The 17,706-nt window shown below is 63.8% G+C and carries 17 protein-coding genes and 1 pseudogene; 8 read left to right on the top strand and 10 right to left on the bottom strand.

Annotation, left to right across the window (positions count from 1 at the left end):
• Positions 1-11: 11 nt before the first annotated feature.
• A complete protein-coding gene (locus tag GV368_RS02100; protein WP_194240870.1) occupies positions 12-1,790 on the top strand; it encodes a M61 family metallopeptidase in 1,779 nt (592 codons plus the stop codon).
• Between the two features lie 16 nt (positions 1,791-1,806).
• Here GV368_RS02100 and GV368_RS02095 read toward each other — a convergent pair whose 3' ends face one another.
• Positions 1,807-3,906, bottom strand: a complete 2,100-nt coding sequence (locus GV368_RS02095) for a methyl-accepting chemotaxis protein (protein WP_169115106.1) — start codon at positions 3,904-3,906, stop codon at positions 1,807-1,809.
• Between the two features lie 164 nt (positions 3,907-4,070).
• Here GV368_RS02095 and GV368_RS02090 point away from each other — a divergent pair, with 164 nt between their 5' ends.
• Both GV368_RS02090 and GV368_RS02085 read left to right on the top strand, forming a co-directional pair.
• Entirely contained in the window at positions 4,071-4,550 is a 480-nt protein-coding gene (locus GV368_RS02090) for an FKBP-type peptidyl-prolyl cis-trans isomerase (RefSeq protein ID WP_169115105.1), read from the top strand.
• Positions 4,513-5,562, top strand: coding sequence for a GGDEF domain-containing response regulator (locus tag GV368_RS02085; RefSeq protein ID WP_169115102.1), 1,050 nt, complete (start codon positions 4,513-4,515; stop codon positions 5,560-5,562). Before GV368_RS02090 ends, GV368_RS02085 begins: the two co-directional genes overlap by 38 nt.
• 16 nt (positions 5,563-5,578) lie before the next feature.
• Here the strand turns inward: GV368_RS02085 and gloB are convergent, their stop codons facing one another.
• Positions 5,579-6,355 (bottom strand): hydroxyacylglutathione hydrolase, encoded by a 777-nt coding sequence (gene gloB, locus GV368_RS02080; protein ID WP_169115092.1) that lies wholly within the window; start codon positions 6,353-6,355, stop codon positions 5,579-5,581.
• Here gloB and GV368_RS02075 point away from each other — a divergent pair.
• From GV368_RS02075 to dnaQ, 3 genes are read left to right on the top strand one after another with little or no spacing between them, the layout of a single operon-like run.
• The gene (locus tag GV368_RS02075) at positions 6,354-7,079 is read left to right on the top strand and encodes a class I SAM-dependent methyltransferase (protein ID WP_206673205.1); all 726 of its coding nucleotides are present in this window, start codon (positions 6,354-6,356) and stop codon (positions 7,077-7,079) included. The genes gloB and GV368_RS02075 overlap by 2 nt on opposite strands.
• Positions 7,076-7,540, top strand: coding sequence for a ribonuclease HI (rnhA, locus tag GV368_RS02070; RefSeq protein ID WP_142804485.1), 465 nt, complete (start codon positions 7,076-7,078; stop codon positions 7,538-7,540). The genes GV368_RS02075 and rnhA overlap by 4 nt, the downstream gene beginning before the upstream one ends.
• 3 nt (positions 7,541-7,543) lie before the next feature.
• Entirely contained in the window at positions 7,544-8,260 is a 717-nt protein-coding gene (dnaQ, locus tag GV368_RS02065) for a DNA polymerase III subunit epsilon (RefSeq protein ID WP_142804484.1), read from the top strand.
• Here the strand turns inward: dnaQ and GV368_RS02060 are convergent.
• From GV368_RS02060 to GV368_RS02035, 6 genes are all read right to left on the bottom strand, one after another.
• A complete protein-coding gene (locus tag GV368_RS02060) occupies positions 8,244-9,227 on the bottom strand; it encodes an alpha-L-glutamate ligase-like protein (protein ID WP_169115090.1) in 984 nt (327 codons plus the stop codon). The two genes, dnaQ and GV368_RS02060, sit on opposite strands and share 17 nt — an antisense overlap.
• Positions 9,228-9,230: 3 nt before the next feature.
• Positions 9,231-10,760 carry an osmotic stress tolerance membrane protein RloB gene (gene rloB / locus GV368_RS02055; protein ID WP_142804481.1) on the bottom strand — a complete coding sequence of 510 codons (1,530 nt, stop codon included), beginning with the start codon at positions 10,758-10,760 and terminating at the stop codon, positions 9,231-9,233.
• 5 nt (positions 10,761-10,765) lie between these two features.
• On the bottom strand, positions 10,766-11,302 hold the full coding sequence (gene rloA, locus GV368_RS02050; protein ID WP_142804480.1) for a retropepsin-like aspartic peptidase RloA: 537 nt from the start codon (positions 11,300-11,302) through the stop codon (positions 10,766-10,768).
• Positions 11,303-11,555: 253 nt separating this feature from the next.
• Complete coding sequence (mutS, locus tag GV368_RS02045) at positions 11,556-14,195, bottom strand: DNA mismatch repair protein MutS (protein WP_206673204.1); 2,640 nt, start codon at positions 14,193-14,195, stop codon at positions 11,556-11,558.
• A gap of 16 nt (positions 14,196-14,211) precedes the next feature.
• On the bottom strand, positions 14,212-15,015 hold the full coding sequence (locus GV368_RS02040) for an inositol monophosphatase family protein (RefSeq protein WP_169115088.1): 804 nt from the start codon (positions 15,013-15,015) through the stop codon (positions 14,212-14,214).
• 103 nt (positions 15,016-15,118) lie between these two features.
• Complete coding sequence (locus tag GV368_RS02035; RefSeq protein WP_169115086.1) at positions 15,119-15,544, bottom strand: organic hydroperoxide resistance protein; 426 nt, start codon at positions 15,542-15,544, stop codon at positions 15,119-15,121.
• A gap of 200 nt (positions 15,545-15,744) precedes the next feature.
• Here GV368_RS02035 and GV368_RS11700 point away from each other — a divergent pair.
• Positions 15,745-16,020: pseudogene (locus tag GV368_RS11700) on the top strand (CopG family ribbon-helix-helix protein).
• A 40-nt stretch (positions 16,021-16,060) separates the two neighbouring features.
• Here GV368_RS11700 and GV368_RS02025 read toward each other — a convergent pair.
• A complete protein-coding gene (locus GV368_RS02025) occupies positions 16,061-16,555 on the bottom strand; it encodes a GNAT family N-acetyltransferase (protein WP_169115084.1) in 495 nt (164 codons plus the stop codon).
• A complete protein-coding gene (locus GV368_RS02020) occupies positions 16,552-16,839 on the bottom strand; it encodes a type II toxin-antitoxin system TacA family antitoxin (protein ID WP_169115082.1) in 288 nt (95 codons plus the stop codon). Before GV368_RS02020 ends, GV368_RS02025 begins: the two co-directional genes overlap by 4 nt.
• 97 nt (positions 16,840-16,936) lie before the next feature.
• On the opposite strand from GV368_RS02020, the gene GV368_RS02015 reads away from it, so the two are divergent.
• A complete protein-coding gene (locus GV368_RS02015; RefSeq protein WP_169115080.1) occupies positions 16,937-17,689 on the top strand; it encodes an RNA methyltransferase in 753 nt (250 codons plus the stop codon).
• Positions 17,690-17,706: the final 17 nt, after the last annotated feature.

The raw sequence follows: 17,706 nt of genomic DNA, 5'->3' as shown, positions 1-17,706 counted from the left end.
CGAGGAGAACGATGATGTCAATAGAATATACGGTTTACTGCGACGATCCCGCCGCCCATGAATTTCGGGTCGAAATGGATGTTCCCCTTGCCGGTGAGGAAGCGCTCCTGCTGCGCTTGCCGGTATGGATTCCCGGTTCCTATCTGATCCGCGAGTTCGCCCGCCACGTGCTCGAGTTGACCGCCGAAGCGGTATTGAGCGATGGCGCGAGACGGCCGCTTGCCGTCACCAAAATCGACAAGTGCTCCTGGCGTGTGCTGCCGCCGCGCGGCGCTCGCGCGGTGCGCTGCCGCTACCGCGTGTGGGCGTTCGACGCCTCGGTGCGCGAAGCCTGGCTCGACACGAACCGGGGGTTTTTCAATGGCACGAGTCTCTTTTTGCGCGTCGAAGGTCGAATCCGCGAGGAACATCGGGTCCGGCTCGTCCCACCCTCCGATTCCCGCTGTGCCGGCTGGCGCGTGGCCACGGCCTTGGATCGTGCCGAGGGGACGGCCCCGTGGAGCTTCGGGGACTATCGTGCGCCCGATTACGACGCGCTCATCGACGCGCCGGTGGCGATGGGGCCGCTCGAGTTCGTCGAATTCAGTGCCGGAGGCGTGCCGCATACGTTGGCGTTCACCGGGCAGCTCGAGCCCGTCGACCGGCAACGCCTTGCCTCCGACCTGACGGCGATCTGCAGCACCACCCAGGCGCTGTTTGGCGACATCCCTTTTCGCCGCTATCTATTCCTTCTGACGCTCACCGACGAGGGCTATGGGGGGCTGGAGCACGGTGAGAGTTCGGCGCTCCTGGCGGCTCGGCGCGATCTGCCCTGGCCGGGGATGGGGGTGCCGTCGGACGAGTACGTTCGCTTGCTGGGGCTCTTCAGCCACGAATATTTCCACGCCTGGGTGGTGAAGCGCCTCAAACCCGCCGCCTTTACCCCCTGCGATCTCTTCAGCGAAAACTACACGCGCCTGCTGTGGCTCTTCGAGGGCTGGACATCCTACTACGACGATCTGCTGCTGGTGCGTGCCGGGGTGATCGACGCGGACCGTTACCTCGCCCTCGTGGCGAAAACGGCCACGCAGGTGCTGACTGCCCCGGGGCGTCTGCGGCAGAGCCTGGCGGACGCCTCGTTTGATGCCTGGATCAAGTTCTATCGTCCGGACGAAAATAGCGCCAACGCCAACGTGAGCTACTACGCCAAGGGGGCGTTGCTGGCCTTGGCGCTCGACCTGCAGCTGCGCGAACGTGGAGCATCGCTCGATGCGCTGTTGCGCCTCCTGTGGGAGCGCCATGGTCGCAGCGGCAAGGGGCTGGAAGAAAATACGCCCTTTGCCGTGCTCCATGAGATGGCCGGGGCGCGGCTCGCACGCTGGTTGGAAAAAATGGTCCAGGGCACGGAGGATCCGCCCTTGGCGGCGTTGCTGCGCCGTTTTGGCGTGCAGTGGCGGGAGGTGATGGCTACCTTGCCCGATGCAGGGTTGCGCTTCGAGCGCGATTCGATGCGCGTGGCGACGGTGCGCCGGGGCGGGTCGGCCGAGCGCGCCGGCATCGCGCCGCGCGACGAGCTCATCGCGGTCGAGGGCTTCAAGGCGAGTTCCGCGCAGTGGGAGAGCGTGCTGCGCCGCCGCGGCGCGGGGGCACGAATCGCCGTGCACGCCTTTCGCGAAGGGAGGCTCTACCAGACGAGCCTGGAACTCGCGCCGCCGGCGCTCGAGCGAGTGGAGTTGCGCCGCATGCCGCGTGCCACGGCGCAACAGCGGGAGCGCCTGCATTCCTGGCTGCATCCCGCCGCGCAGCAGTAAATCGTTCGCACCGACCTCAGGTGCGGAACTGACGTAGCATCTGCGCCATGGCCTGCGTCATGGTATCGAGGTCGCGCGCGAGCTCCCGTCCCTGCTGCGCCAGACGCGCGAGGGCTTCCGCCATTTCGGCGATATGGCTCACTTCTTCCGCCTCATGTCGCGTCACGGCGGCCTGCTCCTGGACGCTGTCGCGAATCGCCAGCGCCTGCGCCCCGATCTGGTCCATATTTTGTTCGACGAGGGCGATTTCCTGCGCGGCTTCGCGAGCCGATTCCACGGTCTCGCCCACGGTACGCTGACCTTCGGCCATGTGGGCCACCGTCGTTCCCACTTTTTCTTCCACCTGGCCGATCATCTCGCCGATCTCGACGGTGGACTTGGCCGTGCGTTCGGCGAGCTTGCGCACTTCGTCGGCCACCACCGCGAAGCCGCGGCCCTGTTCGCCGGCGCGTGCCGCCTCGATCGCGGCATTCAGGGCGAGCAGATTCGTCTGCTCGGCAATCTCGCGGATGACCTCGATCACCGAACGCACCGACTGCATCGCTTCGGTGAGCGACTGTACCTCGCCGGCGATGGCGCCCAGTTCGTCAGCGAGCCGCTCGGTTTTCTCGGCGCTCGCGCGCACCCGGGCGGCGGCGGCACGGTTGCGCGCGACCCCCTCGGCCACCTGCTGCGCCGAGCGTTCGGCGTTGGCCGCCACTTCGTCCATGCTCGTGGAGAGTTCCTCGATACTGCTGGCCATGCGCTGCGCCGCTTCGGCCTGCCTGCTCGCCGCCTCCGCGGTTTGCAGTGCGCGCTGGGTCTCGTCCTTGACCGCCTCTTCGAGCTTGTGGTCGGCCTGGCTCAGGGTGATCACTACTTCATAGAACCGCGCCCGCATGATCTTGAGCGCCTCGAGCAGATCGCCGATCTCGTCGCGCTGCGGGTCGTCGACGTCGGTGCGCAGATCGAGCCAGGCGATCGAGCGGGCCATGGCAAGCATGTTTCCCATGCCGCGCTCGATGCGCCGTCCGGCCCAGGCAGCCAGGATGACGAGCAGGATGAAGCCGCTTGCGCCCAGCCCGAGCAAGGCGTATGTGGTACTGCGGGCTTCGGCGACGGAGTGCTGCAGCCCGGCGTCGGTACGGGCGCGCTGGAAGGCGATGAGTTCGTCGAGCGTGGCATGAACCGCCCGGCCGCGCTCTTCCATCGCCGTGAGATAATCCCCGGCGAGCGCTAGCGCCGTGTCGCGCTCGGGCGCCCGCTCCAGCGCGTCGCGCGCCGTCATCAGCAGTTCATGATAGGCGCGGCGATGCTGTTCGAACTTTTCGAACAGTGCCCGTTCTTCCGGATCGTCGGTTTTTTTGAGGTAGGAGGCGATGCGCCGGTCGATCTCGACCGCCGCCCGGTCCATCTCCTGCCACTCTTCGCGGTAATACTCGCCGCTGCCGTACTGGGTGGCCGCTTCGCCAAACGCGCGGTAGAGCATCGCGCCCTTGCGCTCGATGAGATGCTTCACCGTGGCGAGGTCGGTGAGCGGTAGCACCCGGTCCTGGTAGATGGAGCCCATCATGCTGATCTCGCTTTGCAGGGTCTGCACGGCGGTATACCCCATGCCGGTGAAGAGCAGCATCGCTACGGCCACCGTGGTCCAGAGACGGGCCTTGAGGGTGATGCGGCGCAGGAAGCGCACCGGCGCCGAGGGGCGGGGTTTGCCGCGCTCGAGCCGCAGCGAGGGGTCGGAGCGCATGCGGGTATAGAGTGCCTGGGCGGCGGCGATTTCTTCCGGGGAGGCTTTGAGCCGAATGCTCATGTAGCCGGAGCCGTCGGGCAGGGGGGCCACCGTGGCCTTGACCCAGTAGTGATCGCCGTTCTTGCGTCGATTCTTGACGACGCCTTGCCATGGGTGGCCGCTTTGGATGGTTTGCCACAGGTCGCGGAATACTTCGGGCGGCACGTCGGGGTGGCGGATGACGTTGTGCGGCTGGCCGATGAGTTCCTCGCGCGTCATCCCGGCGTATTCGCAGAAGTCGTCATTCACATATTTGATGACGCCTTCCTTGTCGGTGTGTGAGACGATCACCACGTCGTCGCGCACGGGGTATTCTTGCTGCGTCACGGGTTCGTTGATCCGCATGGTCGGGCTCTCTGCTCGATGGGTTTCGTGAGATAACGGCGGGCTCGACAAAAACTTTAGGAACCTCCTGCCGCGCCGGCGGTCATGCTGCTACAATGGCTTGGCATCGGACGGGGGCGTCCTCGGGCGGTGTCATCTTACTTTGATTGTACGGAGTTCGTTCCATGGAAGTGGCAAAAAACACGGTGGTCACGCTGCGCTACACGGTGCGCGACAGCGACGGCGAGCTGATCGACGACGGCAAGGAGCCCCTGGTCTACCTGCACGGCGGCTACGACGGGATTTTCCCCAAGATCGAGGAGTCGCTGCAGGGCAAGAACGTGGGTGATACGCTGCGCCTCAAGCTGCAGCCGGAAGAAGCGTTCGGCGAGTACGACGAAGAGCTCGTCTTCATCGAGGACATCAGCCTCTTTCCCGAGAACATCGAGGTCGGCATGGCGTTCGAGCGCGTGGGTGAGGACGGCGAGGACGACATCCTCTATCGCATCACCGACATCGCCGAAGGCAAGGTGGTGGTCGACGGCAACCACCCTCTCGCGGGCATGGCGCTGGTATTCGACCTCGAAGTCGCCGACGTGCGTCCCGCTACGCCCGAAGAGATCGCCCATGGACACCCTCACGGAGCCGGCGGGCACGCCCACTGAGGCGTCCACCGGCAAGCTCCCCGGCAGCGAGCGCAAGGTGCTGGTGATCGAGGATACGCTCACCAGCGCCGCGGTGCTCGCACGCCATCTCGAAAAAATGGGTTGCATCCCTTTGCTGGCCGACAGCGGCGAGAAAGGGCTGGAGAGCTTCTTTTACCACAACCCGGACGTCGTGCCGCTCGACGTGATTCTGCCTGGCATCGACGGCATCGAGGTGGCCCGGCGCATCCGCCAGTCCGAGCGCGCGGGAGAATGGACGCCCATCATCTTTCTCACTGCCCGCAGCGATGAGGGGGCAATCGAGGCGGGAATCGAGGCAGGCGGTGACGACTATCTCACCAAGCCGGTCTCGTTCGTGGTGCTGGCGGCCAAACTGCGGGCGATGCTGCGCCTGGCGCATGCTCAGCAGAACCTTCTTCTGCTCACCCGTCGGCTCGACGAAGCCAACCAGAAACTGCGCCGGCTCACCAATCTCGATGGACTCACGGGTATCGCCAACCGGCGCGGATTCGACGACAAGCTCGCCCGCGAATGGGCGCGCTGCCGCCGTGAAGAGCGTCCGCTCGCGCTCTTGATGATCGACGTCGATCATTTCAAGGCGTTCAACGACAGCCTAGGGCATCTGGCCGGCGATGATACGCTGAAGATCGTCGCCGCCACCATTGCCGGGTCTTTGCAGCGTCCGGGAGACATGGCCGCGCGCTACGGCGGCGAAGAATTCGCCGTGGTATTGCCCAACACCGACCTGGCCGGTACGCGCCACATCGCCGAGCGCATCCGTGAGAACGTGGATAAATTGCGCATTTCCCACCCGGCCCAGGGTATGGCGGAACACGTGACGATCTCCGTGGGCGGGGCCGTGGCGCATCCGGCCGCCTTGCCGGCCATGCCGGCGAGCCGCCTCATCGACTTTGCCGATGCCGCCCTCTATCGGGCGAAAAAAGAAGGCAGGAACCGAGTTGTCATTTTCGATGCGGATGCCATGGCGTCCTCTTTGCCTGCGTCTCGTTGAGCCGCGCCTACGTGCATCAGCCGCGAAAGCCGTCCTTCCATTGGCGCAGCAGACGAAATCGCTCGACCGGATCGTCGGGGCAATGCCCGTAATGCCGCGCGAGCGCCGTGGCTACGCTCGGCAAATGTACCCTGAGGAAAGGGTTGATCACGCGCTCGAGGCCGATCGTGCTCGGCAGCGTCGGCTCGCCGGCCGCCCGTTTTTGCTCGCAACGACGCTGATATTCGGCTCGTTCGGCATTCTCCGGCTCGACCGCCGCGGCGAAACGCAGGTTGGCCAGCGTGTATTCATGGGCGCAGCATACGCGGGTCGACTCGGGCAGCGCGGCGAGCCGCTGCAGCGAGGTGTACATCTGCGCCGGGGTTCCCTCGAACAGGCGGCCGCAGCCGGCGGAAAAGAGGGTGTCGCCGCAAAAGACGAAGTCCGCGCCCACATAGGCGAGATGCCCGCGGGTATGACCGGGAATTTCCCACACCTCGAGCGTGAGGTCCAGTTGAGGAATCGACACCGTATCGCCTTCGTGCAAGCGCTGCGTGAGGCAGCCGATGTCTTCGGCCGCCGGTCCGAACACCGGAACGTCGTACTCGGCATGCAACGCCGGCACGCCTCCTACGTGGTCGAAGTGATGGTGCGTCACGAGGATGGCCGCCAAGGCGAGCCTTCGGGCGGCGAGTGCCGCGCGCACGGGGTCGGCCTCGCTCGGGTCGACTACCACGGCGTGCCGGCCGTCGTGCACCAGCCAAATGTAATTGTCGCTCAAAGCGGCGATGGGTTCGAGGAACGTTTGGGTCATGGCTTCTCCTGAAATGCAAGAACCGGCTTTTTCCGCCTGGTTGGAATCGCCGGGTGGGGAACGGGTTTGGGCTTGGTGTGAGGAGGTCGTCGATCGCTTCGTCGCCGACGTCTTTGGATTCTACGCCATCCAGCTCGGCCTGCCACAGCGCGATCTGCTCGCTTCCTGCCGCATTCCCTGGCGCTGGCGCTGCGACCCCGAAGGAGGGGAAGTGCGCGCCGCCTGGGACGAACTGCCGTTCGAAGCGAACGCCCTCGATCTGGTCGTGGTTCCGTTCGCGCTCGATCGCAGCGCCGATCCCCATGCGCTGCTGCGCGAAATCGAGCGCGTGTTGGTGCCGGAAGGTCATGCGCTGTTCTTTGGGTTCAACCCTTGGTATCCTTGGCGGCTGCTCCTGCGCCGCGAGCGCTGGCCGCACTTGCCGGGCAGCATGACCGTGCCGCGTCTCAAGGACCGTCTGCTCGTGCTCGGTTTCGAGCCTCGCGGAGGGCGTTTCGGCCTCTATGCCCCGCCCGGCAACGGGGCGCCATCTCGTGCGCGACGCGCTTTCGAGGCGGCGGGAGACCGCTGGTGGCCGCTCCTGGGCGGCGTCTACGTGCTCGACGCAGTCAAGCGCGTGCCCGGTATGCGGATCATCCAGCCGGATTGGCAGAAACGCAAGAAACAGCGTGCCGAGCGGCTCGCGGCCATCGCCGAGCGTGCGCGACTGGAACGAAGATCGTGAGCGCAGAGAAAAAAGTGGAGATTCATACCGACGGGGCCTGTTCCGGCAATCCCGGCCCCGGCGGCTGGGGCGCGGTGCTGCGCTGGAACGGCCACTGCAAGGAGCTATGGGGGGGCGAACCCGCCACCACCAACAACCGCATGGAGCTGCGCGCGGTGATCGAGGCACTGCGGGCGTTGCGTCGAGCCGTTCCGGTGGCGCTCTACACCGACAGCCAGTACGTGCAAAAAGGCATCACCGAGTGGCTGCCGCAGTGGAAACGCCGCGGCTGGCGTACCGCCGCCGGCAAGCCCGTGGCCAACCAGGACCTCTGGCAGGAGCTGGACGCGCTCGCTTCGCGTTTTCCCATCGAATGGCACTGGGTCCGCGGGCATGCCGGGGACGAAGGCAACGAACGGGCCGACGAGCTCGCCCGCCGCGGCATCGACGAAGTGCGCCGCGGCGCCCTGCAGGAGAAATGAACCATGCATCAGATCGTGCTCGACACCGAGACTACGGGGCTCGATTGGAAGAACGGCGATCGCATCATTGAGATCGGCTGCGTCGAGCTGCTGGCACGGCGCCTTACCGACAATCGCTTCCACCGCTACCTCAACCCCGAGCGCCCGATCGACGCCGGAGCGGTGGAGGTGCACGGCATCACCGACGAGATGCTCGCCGACAAGCCGCGTTTCGCCGACATCGTCGACGAATTCCTCGACTACGTGCGCGGCGCCGAGCTCATCATCCACAATGCGGCGTTCGACCTGGGATTCCTCAACGCCGAACTCTCTCGCCTGGGACGGGATCCGATCGAGACGGTGGTCAGCGGCGTGATCGACACGCTCAAGCTCGCCAAGACGATCGCTCCCGGCAAGAAAGCCTCGCTCGATGCCCTGTGCGAGCGCTACGGCATCGACCACCGCCACCGCACCCTGCACGGCGCGCTACTCGACGCCGAATTGCTCGCCGAAGTCTATCTGGCGATGACCCGCGGGCAGGAAACCCTGATGCTGGATGCAACGCCCGCGGCAAGGGCCCAGCGCGGCGCTCTGCGCGATGGCACCCCACGGCCGGCCCTGCGGGTGCTGCGACCGAGCGAGGAAGAGCTCATCGCCCATGAAGCGGTGCTCGCAGAGATCGACAAGGCGAGCGGTGGCAAGACGCTGTGGCGCACGCTTGCGGTCAGTCGTGCGACGTGACATGGCCGAAGTGTTCCTGAGAAAACCTTACCCGTTCCTCGACGGTTTCCTGAATACCTTTCTCTCTGAGCGTTTCCAAGTGGCGTTCCACGGCGCGGGCACGGGGGAGCAAGCCACAGTTGTTGGCGATCTGGATATTCAGCCCCGGGCGCGCGTTCAGTTCGAGGATCAGCGGACCTTTGTTTTGGTCTAGCACCATATCGACCCCTATGTAGCCCAGATTGCATAGATGGTAAGCGTCGGCGGCGAGCCGCATGAACCCGCCCCAACTAGGCAGCCGAATGCCGTTTACCGCGTTGTTGGTATCAGGGTGCTTCGTGATCTTTTTGTTGTGCCAAGTGCCGCCCAAGGTAATGCCGGTAGCAAGATCGACGCCAACGCCGATGGCACCCTGATGCAGGTTGGCCTTACCGCCCGACTGGCGGGTAGGCAGACGCAGCATGGCCATGAGAGGATAGCCCATCAGTACGATGATACGGATGTCCGGCACGCCTTCATAGCTGATACTCTTGAAAATCGGATCGGGCTTGACGCGATACTCGATCAAGGCACGGTCGCGATGGCCGCCGAGCGAGTAGAGGCCGGTCAGGATATTGGATATGTGATGCTCGATCTCTTCGTGGGTCAAAATTTTGCCGGATACCGTCTTGTAGTGACCTTCGAATCGCCCGGCGATCACCAGAATCCCATCGCCGCCAGCGCCCTGAGCCGGCTTGATGACGAAATCTTGGTGATCCTTGACGATGTCCTGTAGTTTTTCGATGTCCTTCTCGGTCTCGATGATGCCGTACATCTCCGGTACGAGAATGCCCGCCTCGATGGCGCGCTGCTTGGTAAGGATCTTGTCATCGACGAGCGGATACAGACTGCGTTCGTTGTACATGAGCACGTAATCGGCGTTACGCCGGTTGATGCCCATGACCCCTTTGGCTTCCAGGGCCCTCCACGTCTCGATCAGACCGAACATGACTCAGTCCTTTGCCAGGGCTTTGAATCGGAACAATTCGGTCAGGCGATACCCGCGATAGCGTCCCATCGCCAGCATGAAAGCTACTATGAGCAGTAGTACGGACGGGAAGGTGAAGATGAAGTAAGCCAATTCCCGGATATTCATCAGTAAATACGCCAAGCTCGCTGCGATTAGCGTTCCGATCCCCACCTTGAAAGCGTGACCGCCGCCACGTTCTTCCCAGGTGATGGATAGGCGTTCGATGGTCATGGTCAAGATCACCATGGGAAACAGCGAAACCGATAATCCACGTTCCAGGCCGAGTTTGTGACTGAACAAACTGATCGTTGCGATCAATGCCACGACGAAGGTCAGTACCACTGACAAGCGGGGCAACATTTGCAACTTGAGGTGTTCCAGGTATGAGCGCAGCGCCAGGCCAAGCGCGGTGATCAGGGTGAATAGGATGATACCGTAACCGATCTGGGTTTCACGGAATGCCAAAGCGATCAGCACCGGCGTGAATGTACCGAGCGTATCTATGCCAATAAGATTACGAAGTATCAGAATAACCAGCACGCCAACGGGGATCATGAGGATGATCTGGTAAAGCTGCTGGGTTTGCAGCGGCAGGTCATAGAGAGGGGAATACTTCAGGATGTTGGCCTCGGTGTTCTCGTCGATCATTTTGGCTAGGCGGATCGCGTTCAACTCGCTGCTGCTCAACGTGAATGTCACCTTCGGGTTACGACCACCTTCCAGGTTGATCAGTGGCTCGTCACCGGTCCACCAGATCAGACGGTCGTTGGGCAAACCCTGTGCACCGGTTTGTGGATTGAAGAACAGCCACCTATTACCATTGAAACTGCGCAGCCAAAGTTCCGGCGTCTGAGGTTGATCGGCGTTCAATCGGATGGTGTGTACGCGTTCCATCGGCACGTGCGCCATGGAGAGGATCAGCTCGATGACGCGAGCCTTGTTCTGGATCGAGGTATCGCCGCCCAGAAGAATTTTGACATTGTCGTCGTTGTGATTGTTGACCCGCTTGATCGCTTCGCTGATGAAGGTTTCGATGTCGGCGGAGTGCTGACGAATGGATGAAAGCAAGGCTTCGGCGGCGATCTTCTCCGGGCCTTCGATCGGGATTGGGTCACGGAAAACAGGCCCTGTGGGTTTGCTTTGCTCTGCGCTGTAGCGCTTGGTCACCACCAAGCGATAATAGAGCGTCTGTTTGCCGTTGGCGCGGCGCGCTGACCAGGTTACACGGCGGTTGCCATTGACCTGGTTCACGCTGACGCCGTAGTTGTTGGAGATGAAACTCTCGTTGAGGCTGACGAAATCCTGATCCAATGGCGGCACATACATCTGCAGTTTCACGGGCACGCCTGGATTGGCTTGGAATTCGATCTTGGCTTCGATATTCCAGAGGTCGTCGATTACGTCTTCGGTAATTGGAATGCCGAGAACGAAGATTTGATAGGCAGTAACCGAAACTCCCAATACAACGAGCAGAGAGATCAGGATCTTCAAATGCAGACTCAGTGCGCGCATGTTGATTACTTATCAGTTTTGGATTTTTTGAGACAACCGGGTTTGCCGGCGGTAAAAGATCGGCTTGGGTCAACCACGGCGCCAAAACTGACGAGGGCATCGGAACCGATCAAAAGCGGGTATTCGAACGAAGTACGGTCGGTGAGGTTGACTTCGATGGTGCGTTTCGTCTCACCGATACACAAGTCGAGCTCGATGACGGGCCTTTCGGTATAGGGCTTTTCTTTTTTCGGGTCGAAATCGTCGGCACGGCGTTTGATCCTACTGATACGCTTGATCGGTCGTTCGATGGGATGTGCGTGTGCACCATCTATGGCCAGATAGAACCGCACCCAAGGCTCCCCCTTGCGCTCGAAACGGGTAATGTCGCGTGCGCTGAGCGACGCGGTCACGGCACCAGTGTCTAGTTTGGCCTTGACTTCCAAGTCGAAATCAGGGATGCCGACATATTCATGCAGGCCATAGATCGTTTTTTCGGCAGCCACGCCGACGAGCGGTAGGATCAGCAGACACAGCGACATGAGATGGGCTTGAAACCTCATGGACCCGACCTCCAAGGAAGAGAAAGATGAAAATCGACTAAAATGACGAAGTCTGGTGAGCATCGTGATGCCGGCTTTCATTGTAGCATTCTGATTTCTTGATTCCCGGTTCAACACGATTCGATACAGTTACGCCGTCCGCGCCACCTCGGAAGGCTACGAAAAACGCCAAGGAAAGACGCCTGCAATCCGGTCGCTGGGGAATTAATTTACGATAATAGGTTATTCGAGACGCTCGAAGGTGCTCATCTCGCTAGTGTCGAGATTCTCCCTCGGCTGCCCGCAGCGCGGCGCGCAGGCGCTCGAACCACGCGATCGCCTCTCCCAGGGTGAGCGCGCGCGGATCGACGTCCGCGAGCGGCTCTAGCCAGGCAGGAAGCACTTCCACGCGCTCGGGTTCGGCCGGCAAGTCGTCGTCCGTGGGTTCACAGGCGAAGAGCTGGGGCTGGCGGCTCTCCTCCAGGGCGCGGGCTTCCAGGCGCGCCAGTTCGCGGCGGGCCTGGGTGAGCACGGCGCGCGGCATGCCCGCGAGCGCGGCCACGTGGATGCCGTAGCTGCGGCTCGCCGGCCCTTCGCGCACCGAGTGGAGGAAGACCACCCGTCCCTCGTGCTCCACCGCTTCCACATGCACGTTGGCGCAGGCTTCCAGCTCTTCGGCCAGGCGCGTGAGCTCGAAATAGTGCGTCGAAAAGAGGGTGAGGGCGCGGTTCTTGCCGTGCAAGTGGCGCGCGATCGCCCAGGCGAGCGCCATGCCGTCGAAGGTCGAGGTACCCCGGCCGATTTCGTCCATCAGTACGAGGCTACGCTCGCTCGCGTGGTGCAGGATATAGGCCGCCTCCGTCATCTCCACCATGAAGGTGGAGCGGCCCGAGGCGAGATCGTCGCTTGCGCCGATGCGGGTGTAGATCGCATCGAGCGGCCCGATGACGGCGCGCCGTGCCGGCACCCAGGCACCCACGTAGGCGAGTAGGGCGATCAGCGCCGTCTGGCGCATGAAGGTGGATTTGCCGCCCATGTTGGGACCGGTGATCACCAGCAGCCGCTGCGCCGCGCCGTCGAGCCGCACGTCGTTGGCCACGAAGGTTTCCACCTGACGCTCGACCACGGGATGTCGCCCACCGTCGATCGCGAGCCCCGGCGTGTCGGTAAATTCCGGTGCGACGTAGCCGTAACGTTCGGCGGCTTGCGCGAGCGAAGCGAGCCCGTCGAGCTCGGCGGCAGCGCGCCCGGCCTCCTGGAGCGCCGCCACCCAGGCAAGCAGCCGACGTACCAACTCTTCATAGAGAAAACGCTCCCGCGCGAGCGCCCGTTCGGCTGCCGACAGCGCCCGATCCTCGAAGACCTTGAGCTCGGGGGTGATGAAACGCTCGGCGTTTTTCATCGTCTGGCGCCGACGGTAGTCGGCCGGCACCTTGTCGGCATGCGTCTTGCTCACCTCGATGTAGAAACCGTGCACCTTGTTGTATTCGACCTTGAGCGTCGCGATGCCCGTACGCTCGCGCTCGCGCGCTTCCAGTTCGAGCAGGAAGGCGCCGCAGTCGTTGTGCAAGGCGCGCAATTCGTCGAGTTCGGCATCGAACCCCGGGGCGATCACACCGCCGTCGCGCACCAGCGCCGGAGGATCGTCCGCCAGCGTGCGTTCGAGAAGGGTGAGCGCTTCGGGCGGCACCGTCAGGGAATCGCTCAAGGCGGCAAGGCGCGGCACCTCGCGGTGCGGCTCGAGCAACGCCCTCAGCTCGGGCAGACGGCGCAGCGAGGCGCGCAGCGCCGCCAGCTCACGCGGGCGCACCGTGCCCAACGCAATGCGCGCCGCGATCCGCTCCAGGTCGCCCAAGCCGTCGAGCCGCTCGAGGAGCGCATCCAAGGTGCGCGGTTGCGCGAGCAGCCTGCCGATCACCGCCTGGCGCTCGCGCGCGGCAGCAGCACTGCGCTGCGGATGGTGCAAGGCCTGCTTCAGCCAGCGCGCACCCATTGCCGTGCGGGTGAAATCGAGCGTGGAGAAAAGGGTAGGGGAGGATTCGCCTCGCAGCGTCTCGGTGAGTTCGAGGTTGCGGCGCGTGGCGGCGTCGAGCCAGAGATAATCGTCGTCGCGCTCGAGGCGCAGGGCGCGCACATGGGCGAGTTCGCTCTTCTGCGTCTGGCGCACGTACTCGAAAAGCGCCGCGGCCGCGGCGAGCGCCGGCTCGTGCATCGCTTCCACGCCGAAGGCGGCCAGATTCTGCACGCCGAAATGGGCCGTGAGCAGGCGCCGAGCGATCGTTGCGTCGAACTGCCAGCCGGGCAGGCGGCGCAAGGGCGTGCGCTCCGTCTCCAACACCGCGGGCAAAGGCAGATCCTCGGGCACGAGCACCTCGGCCGGGCGCAGGCGCTCGAATTGCGCTTCCAGCTCGGCGGCATCGCACACCAGCAGGCGAAAATCGCCGCTCGCAAGCGTCAGGGTCGCCACGCCCATTTTCCCTTTGCGGATAAACAACGCGGCGAGCGGCGCATCGCTGCGCTCGTCGAGCAGCGCCGCATCGACGAGCGTGCCTGGCGTGACGATGCGGGTCACCACCCGCTCCATCGGCCCCTTTTGCGCGCCCGGCTCGCCCTGCTGCTCGGCGATGGCCACCGCCAGGCCAGCGCGTATCAGCCGCCCCAAGTACGTCTCCAATGCATGGAACGGGATGCCGGCCATGGGAATGGGGGCTCCAGCCGACTGGCCGCGGGTAGTGAGCGTGAGATCGAGCAACCGCGCGGCCTTCTCGGCGTCCTCGTAGAAGAGCTCGTAGAAATCCCCCATGCGAAAGAGCAGCAGGCACCCCGGATGCTGCGCCTTGAGGCGCAGATATTGCTGCATCATGGGGGTATGGGCGGAGAGATCGGCGACGGAGGGGGTGTGCGACACGGGCATGGGCAAAAACGTTCGATCAGCGTGAAAGCTCGGGCGTGAGGTGCTCACGCACCACGCCGAGCAGCGGCACGAAAACCTTGGGGGTACCGGCCACGACGTTGCCGCTCTCGAGAAAGCCGCCTTCACCGGAGAGATCGCTCACCAGGCCGCCCGCCTCGAGGATCAACAGCGCCCCCGCGGCCATGTCCCAAGGCTGGAGACCGAATTCCCAGAAACCGTCGAATCGGCCGGCGGCCACGTAGGCCAGATCGAGCGCCGCTGCGCCGGGACGGCGAATTCCGGCGGTCTTTTGCGCCAGATCGCGGAAGATCGCCAGGTAGGTGTCGATGTGACGGAACTCGCGGAAAGGAAACCCCGTGCCGATGAGCGCCTGGTGCAGCTTCACCGTGCGGCTCACGCGAATGCGCCGTTCGTTGAGATACGCCCCACTGCCGCGCGAGGCGGCAAAGAGCTCGTTGCGCACCGGGTCGAAGACCACCGCATGTTCCAATATGCCATCCTTGCGCACGGCGATGGAAATGGCGTATTGCGGTACGCCGTGGATGAAGTTCGTCGTGCCGTCGAGCGGATCGATGATCCACTCGAACCCTTCCCCGGCCAGTGCGCCCGATTCCTCGGCGAGGATGGCGTGTTCCGGGTACACTTCGCGGATCGTCTCGATGATCGCCTCCTCGGCCGAGCGGTCGACCTCGGTGACGAAGTCGTTGAACGCCTTGGCTTCGATGGTGAGCCGCTCGAGCTGCAGCGCCGCGCGGTTGATGATGGCCGCGGCGCGCCGGGCGGCCTTGATGGCGATGTTGAGGGTGGGGTGGACGATCATCGGCGAAATCCTCGGTTGCGAAACGCCCCTGCGGGCCAACCTTGAATTTTACCGTAAAGGACTGCGGGGCCGGCGGATCAGGAACCGGCCTCGACCGTACGTTTCAGACCGTTCGCACCGACAAGGTGACGTCGATGTTGCCGCGCACGGCGTTGGAGTAAGGGCAGACCTGATGCGCGGCGAGCACCAGTTCTTCCGCCGCCTGTGAATCGACCCCGGCGAGCGCCGCCTCCAGGTCGACCTTGAGACGGAATCCGCCCTCTGGGGTGGATAGGAGAGAGACTGCGGCGGTGATGCTCACGTCGCGGTCGGCGAGCGCAACGCGCTTTTGCCGCGCCACGTGCATCACAGCGCTGCCGAAACAGGCGGCATAGCCGGCGGCGAAAAGCTGTTCGGGGTTGGTTCCTTGGCCAGTGCCACCCAGTTTCCTGGGCATGGCAAGCTCGAGTTCGAGCTGGCCGTCTTCGCTGCGGACATGCCCATTGCGGCCATTGGTGACGGTGACTCGGGTGGTATAGAGGGCGTTCATCGGAGTCTCCTGAGGGGTTCGAGTGAGATTCCATTATCCATGCAAAACCTTTGTCGTCGATGGCGATCGAGACGATCGTCCCGATGGATTTTCTCGATCGGGGCAAGCGGTCGATTCGTTCGCAGGCGTTGCGTTGTCCGCAGGGGTGATTTAAACTCGATCGCGTCGATTGAATTTCAATCAAACTCGAGAGTTTGGGAATGCTGAAAACCGATACCCGCGTTCTGACGGCTCATGTTCCCGTTTCCTTGGCCGAAAAAGTCGATGATCTCGCCCGGCGCATGGAGCGCTCTTGAGGTTGGATCCTGAAACAAGCGCTTGCGGCTTGGATCGCCCAAGAGGAAGAAAATGATCGCCTCACGATGGAGGCGCTCGCAGACGTCGATGCGGGGCGGGTGCTCGAGCATCGGGCCGTCGAGGAATGGGCCGAACGCCTCGGCACCGATCAGCCTCTGCCGATGCCTGAACCGAGATGAGGAAGATACGCTGGACAGGCACTCCACGCCCGTCCTTTGCTCAACCGAGATTGGCCTGCAGATCGGCGAGCGTGATCATGAGCGTCATGGGGTCGATGGGCGAGGGGTCGAATCCGACGTGTTGGTAGAAACGCCGGGCGGGTTCGGAGATCGCATGGACGAGTAAGCCGCGGATGCCGATGGACTCGCCGGCGGCGAATACGCGCAACAGGGCGTCGCGCACGAGTGCCCGACCGAGACCTCGTCCTTGCAGCGCGCGATCGATCGTCAGGCGAGCGAGCACTGCCATGGGGATGGGATCGGGCATGTTGCGCCGCAGTCTCGCCGGGGCGTCGCTGAGCGCCACGGCGCCTGCGGCGAGCGCGTAGTAGGCTCGCACCTGCAGCCCTTCGCAGACCACGAAGGTACGCGAAGCGCCGCTCGCCTGGTTCTTCAGGGCGCGCTGGCGTAGCCAGCGATCGAGCGATTCTGCGCCGCAATCGAATGCGTTCGGGTCGTGCTGCGCGGTGAGCGCTTCGGGTGCTCGCAGGCTCACCGTTCATCCCACGGTGCAGGGGTGTTCAGGGTGCGCTGGAGGCGCTCGTCCGGGCGGGGGGTGCGATCCAGACGCTCGAGGAACGCGCTCCAGGTTTCTTCGCCGACCAAAAACACGGCCCGATCGAGCAGTGCTTCTTCGGCGGCTTGGCAAGCGGCCTCGAGGATGAAGTCGGTGCGGTTCTTGCCGCGCACCCGCGCGGCTCGGTCGATGAGGGCGCGCACTTCGGGTTTGATGCGTAGGTTGAGCGTGTCGCGCTTGGCGCGGGGCGTGGCTTCTGACATGGTGATCGCCGCATTTTGGGGTTGATGGTGATAGTATAGCAAGCTGTACTGTCATCGTCATTACAAAAAATCACGGAACCCTGAGAAGACGACGCCGATGGATTCTTCTTCCTTGCTTTCCCGCGTGCGCGTCGTGCTGTGCCGCCCCTCGCATCCGGGCAACATCGGGGCGGCGGCCCGGGCGATGAAGACGATGGGCCTGTCCCGGCTCGTCTTGGTGGCGCCGCGGCGTTTTCCCGATGCGGAGGCCGCGGCGCGGGCCTCCGGCGCGGTCGACGTGCTCGAGCGCGCCGTCGTGGTGGAGACGCTCGCCGAAGCGCTCGCCGGAACCGTCGTGAGCGTGGCCTTCACCACGCGCTCGCGCACGTACGTTCAGCCCTTTCGCACGCCTGAAGAGAGCGCCCGGGAAGTGCTGCAGGCGCTGCAGGCCGCACCCGACACGCAGGCTGCGCTCGTCTTCGGCAACGAGACGAATGGCCTTGCGAACGAAGAAGTGTGGCAGTGCGCCTTCCCGGCGACGATTCCCGCCAATCCCGAGTATTCCTCGCTCAACCTCGCGGCGGCGGTGCAGGTGGCCTGCTACGTGCTCGCCCGCACCTGCGAAGCCTTTTCGCCTCAGGCGGGCGCCATCGCGGACGCGCCCGATTTCGTTCCCGTCTCGCACGAGGCGGTCGAGGGGCTGATCGCGCAGTGGCTCGCCGTGCTCGAGCGGCTCGATTTCTACGATCCGGCCGCGCCGAAACGGCTAGAGGCGCGATTGCGGCGGCTGCTCGCCCGCACCCGGCTCGAGCGTGCCGAGCTCGACATCCTGCGCGGCATGCTCAAGGCGGTGGCGCGTAAAATCCCGTAAAATGATCCGCCTTGCGG

The organism is Tepidiphilus baoligensis, assembly GCF_012911495.1.
Lineage (GTDB): Bacteria > Pseudomonadota > Gammaproteobacteria > Burkholderiales > Rhodocyclaceae > Tepidiphilus > Tepidiphilus olei.
Note: the sequence above shows the minus strand (reverse complement) of the source record. Positions and strands in the feature narration are given on the sequence as shown.